At 39.0% G+C, this 3,312-nt stretch carries 5 protein-coding genes and 1 pseudogene; 4 read left to right on the top strand and 2 right to left on the bottom strand.

The features are described 5' to 3' along the window. Positions 1-190: pseudogene (locus tag LOSG293_RS09580) on the bottom strand (helix-turn-helix domain-containing protein); the annotation flags it as partial. A gap of 300 nt (positions 191-490) precedes the next feature. Here LOSG293_RS09580 and LOSG293_RS09575 point away from each other — a divergent pair. From LOSG293_RS09575 to LOSG293_RS09550, 4 genes are all read left to right on the top strand, one after another. After that, positions 491-1,141: a recombinase family protein gene (locus LOSG293_RS09575; RefSeq protein ID WP_003586220.1), complete on the top strand. Its 651-nt coding sequence runs from the start codon at positions 491-493 to the stop codon at positions 1,139-1,141. Then, the gene (locus tag LOSG293_RS09570; RefSeq protein ID WP_034529789.1) at positions 1,131-1,430 is read left to right on the top strand and encodes a BRCT domain-containing protein; all 300 of its coding nucleotides are present in this window, start codon (positions 1,131-1,133) and stop codon (positions 1,428-1,430) included. The genes LOSG293_RS09575 and LOSG293_RS09570 overlap by 11 nt, the downstream gene beginning before the upstream one ends. Positions 1,431-2,110: 680 nt before the next feature. After that, the gene (locus LOSG293_RS09555) at positions 2,111-2,482 is read left to right on the top strand and encodes a TIGR02328 family protein (protein ID WP_003563277.1); all 372 of its coding nucleotides are present in this window, start codon (positions 2,111-2,113) and stop codon (positions 2,480-2,482) included. Positions 2,483-2,595: 113 nt separating this feature from the next. Then, positions 2,596-2,994, top strand: a complete 399-nt coding sequence (locus LOSG293_RS09550) for a pyridoxamine 5'-phosphate oxidase family protein (RefSeq protein WP_003582802.1) — start codon at positions 2,596-2,598, stop codon at positions 2,992-2,994. A 137-nt stretch (positions 2,995-3,131) separates the two neighbouring features. On the opposite strand, the gene LOSG293_RS10215 is transcribed toward LOSG293_RS09550, so the two are convergent. After that, a partial coding sequence (locus LOSG293_RS10215; RefSeq protein WP_034529783.1) for a hypothetical protein occupies positions 3,132-3,312 on the bottom strand: 181 nt, incomplete at its 5' end.

The raw sequence follows: 3,312 nt of genomic DNA, 5'->3' as shown, positions 1-3,312 counted from the left end.
GATACTGCTGGAGAATTGCTTGATTAGTATACTTGCCAGAAAGATAAGCTTTTACAGCAGTTAACTTAGTCTCTAATGAGTACTTCTGATTATGCTTAGGTCTAATTAATCCCGCCAATCCAGCGAGTAGGAATTGCTTAATCCACTTACTCATGTTTGCTGGTCGGACACCATGGTAATCGGAGTACACCGTTAAACCATAATCCGATTTCTGATAATCATGAAGTAATTTAAGCTTTTCAATAGTTGAATAACTTATAATGCAAAACACCCCCTAGGATTTACACTTTTATTATTTAAAGTGTCAACCCTAAGGGGTATTGTACGCAGCCCAAGCGGCATCGCCAAGTACTGGCTTGCCTTTATTGAGGCTTGCCTAACGGTTCTTGACTAATCGAAGGATTTTTTTCGTTAGAGTGTACCCTATTGTAACTAAAGTGAGAAGGGAGTATTATTAGTTACATATAAGTGACCCGGAGGCGACCTAGAATTGGCTAAAATCGGTTATGCGCGTGTTAGTACGCGTGATCAAAATCTTGCACGTCAAATTGAGCAGCTACATGATGCCGGTGTTAATAAAATCTTTCAAGAGAAGCTTTCAGGTAAAAATGCCGATCGTCCCCAACTAAAAGCAATGTTAGACTATATTCGTGATGATGATGAAGTAGTGGTATTGAGCCTTGATCGACTTGGTCGCAATTCTCATGATTTGACTGACATCATCGAAACCATTCGCCATCGTGGAGCTCAATTGAATGTTCTAAATCTGCCTAGCTTTGCAAGTATTGAAGATCCTAACCTTCGTAACTTGATTACGACAATTATTGTCGAACTATATAAGTATATTGCTCAAGAAGAGCGCGAAACTATTAAGATACGGCAACAACAAGGCATAGAAATTGCCAAACGCCAGGGCAAATATAAGGGCAAAATTCGCGAATATGGTCCTCATTCACCTAATCGTCAAAAACGCTATATTTATAAAGAAGCCTGTCGCCTTTTAAATAGGAAGAAAGACGGAGATGAAACTCTGACCAAGCGACAAATTGCTCGCATGTTAGGTATTGCACCAGTAACCTTATATCGCATCGAAAAGTATCAGGCAGAAGATCTAGCAAACGTTCCCCCTAGTGAGAGGTAAACATCATGATAGATTTAGGGGCAAACGAATTCTCTTTACCGGCCGTTTGCGATCTTTTCGTCGTTTCCAGGCACAACAGTTAGCAATTATTCTAGGAGCAAAACCTGTCAACGGGATTGACAAAAATGTCGATATCCTTGTGGTTGGTATTATTAGCAAACCCTATGATCAACTACTTACCACTCAAAAGTTAACGTATGCTAGAACCTATGGCATTCCAAAGATTGACGAATTAGCCTTTATTTCATGGTGCCAATGGCGATTAGATCAATTGAAAACAACTCTTTAAGTACCTTCTTATCAAACGGGGAGATTAGTATGCAAAAGCGTATCGATTTGGCCAATCAAACGTTTGGACGACTCACAGTCATTAGTTTTTTGGGAAGCAGTTCTAATGGAAACGCGCTTTGGCTCTGTCAATGTCAATGTGGAAATAAATGTATTGTTGACAGTCAACGACTTCAAAAAGGATTCACTCGCAGTTGTGGGTGTTTGCGATCAGAAATAAGCAGATCAAACATAAAAGCTAATAACCAGACTAAAAAATACATGGGCAATCCCAAGAATTTTCAACTAATTAATCGAACAAATTTAGTTGCTTCTACACTTAAGCGATCCAATAACAAATTCGGCATGATAGGTATTAGTTAGGCTAAAACGACTCAAAATTAGGTAGCACGACTTCACTTTCAAAGCCATCTTAATAAACCGTGTATATGTTCATGCGGAGGGTGCAATCGCTGCTCCAAAGACAGCAAAAAAGGATATCATTCCTTTGCAAGAGCAATATAAGCAATCACACCAACAAAATTGAACAAATTGATCAGACAATCCGAGTAGGCGCAAATCCCATTACTTATACTGCCGATGAACCTATAGAAAAGGCGCTTCGTCATAAAATGGTTCAGTACTGTAATCCTCCAAATGGCATAAATATTAAGACTAGTTTTCAAGAAAGGAAGCTGTAACGTGCGTTTATGGCATCAAGATTTAATTCAGCAACTCCCAAGACAACAATTATTGGGACAGCATCGTGAAATTGCGGCGCTTCGCGGTAATGGATGGGGACGGAAACACGCTACCGTTAATTACGTATTTGCACATTCCCCATATAAATTATTTCAATTTCACTGTATTGTGTTACGTGAAATGGAAAAACGAGGTTATCATCCAGATCAGAAATGGTATGATCCTCTGTATCGAGGTCAACATTGCCCAGCATACAAACAACTCAATCCGGTTGCACTCACAATACCCATCTATCCTGAGCATGACCAACGATATAAACATGTTTGCTTAACCAATTTACAAAACAAGGGAATCTTTTTAAACCTTCCGTGATCCTAGTCTGCGATGTTCATCTTGGGACATAGGATTGACAAAATAGGATATCGACAGTATACTTACTAAAAGTAATTGGAAAGCGTAATGTCGTGTTGATTGGAGAAAATTAAATGGTAAATCTTACAGAAGAAATGAAGAATATGTTAAAGAGTCAGCTCCCCTTCCTAGCAACAACAGGAATAGATGGCAAACCTCAAGTTGGTCCCAAGGGCTCACTACATGTCTTAGATGACTCACATTTAATCTACTTTGAGCATACCTTCAGGCAAGCCTATGATAATCTCTCGAGCAACCATTTGGCAGCGGTTGCGGTTGCTGATAGAGGCGCTCAACAGGGATTTCGCTTTGAGGGAACGGCTCATATTCATGAAACAGATGATTTTGCTAATCAGATTTTAGATAAAACTAACATTTTTGAACGTTTCCCACGCGCTGGCGTAGTGGTTATTGATGTTGAACGAATCTATAAATTGGATAACACCTTAGAGGCTGGTATTCAAATCGCCTAGGGTTTTTAAAACAAATTCAACCGAGTAAGTCGAAGAACTTTTTAGTGTCCAAACTCATACAGTGTTTATTTCATGTCATTAAGTATTCATTAGCAAGCAGTTTTGTTATACTTTGGTTAGAAGTGATAGAAGTACGTCTAATTCTTAAGAAACCCGTAGCTTACTGTTAACGCCATTACTTCGAGCGTGTCGATTTTTGATACGCCTTTTTTTGTGTTATGGTAGATTGTAAAATTAATCCGAACGCTGTTCGGACAAAAAAGATCAGCTTCCTTTAAAATGGTGTTTACCACAAACCCATCTTTTAGGAGCTGATCT

The sequence above is a fragment of the Secundilactobacillus oryzae JCM 18671 genome, from assembly GCF_000740055.1.
In the GTDB taxonomy this organism is placed as follows: Bacteria; Bacillota; Bacilli; order Lactobacillales; family Lactobacillaceae; genus Secundilactobacillus; species Secundilactobacillus oryzae.
The sequence above is the reverse complement of the archived record's forward strand: the minus strand, read 5'-3'. Positions and strand labels throughout refer to the sequence as shown.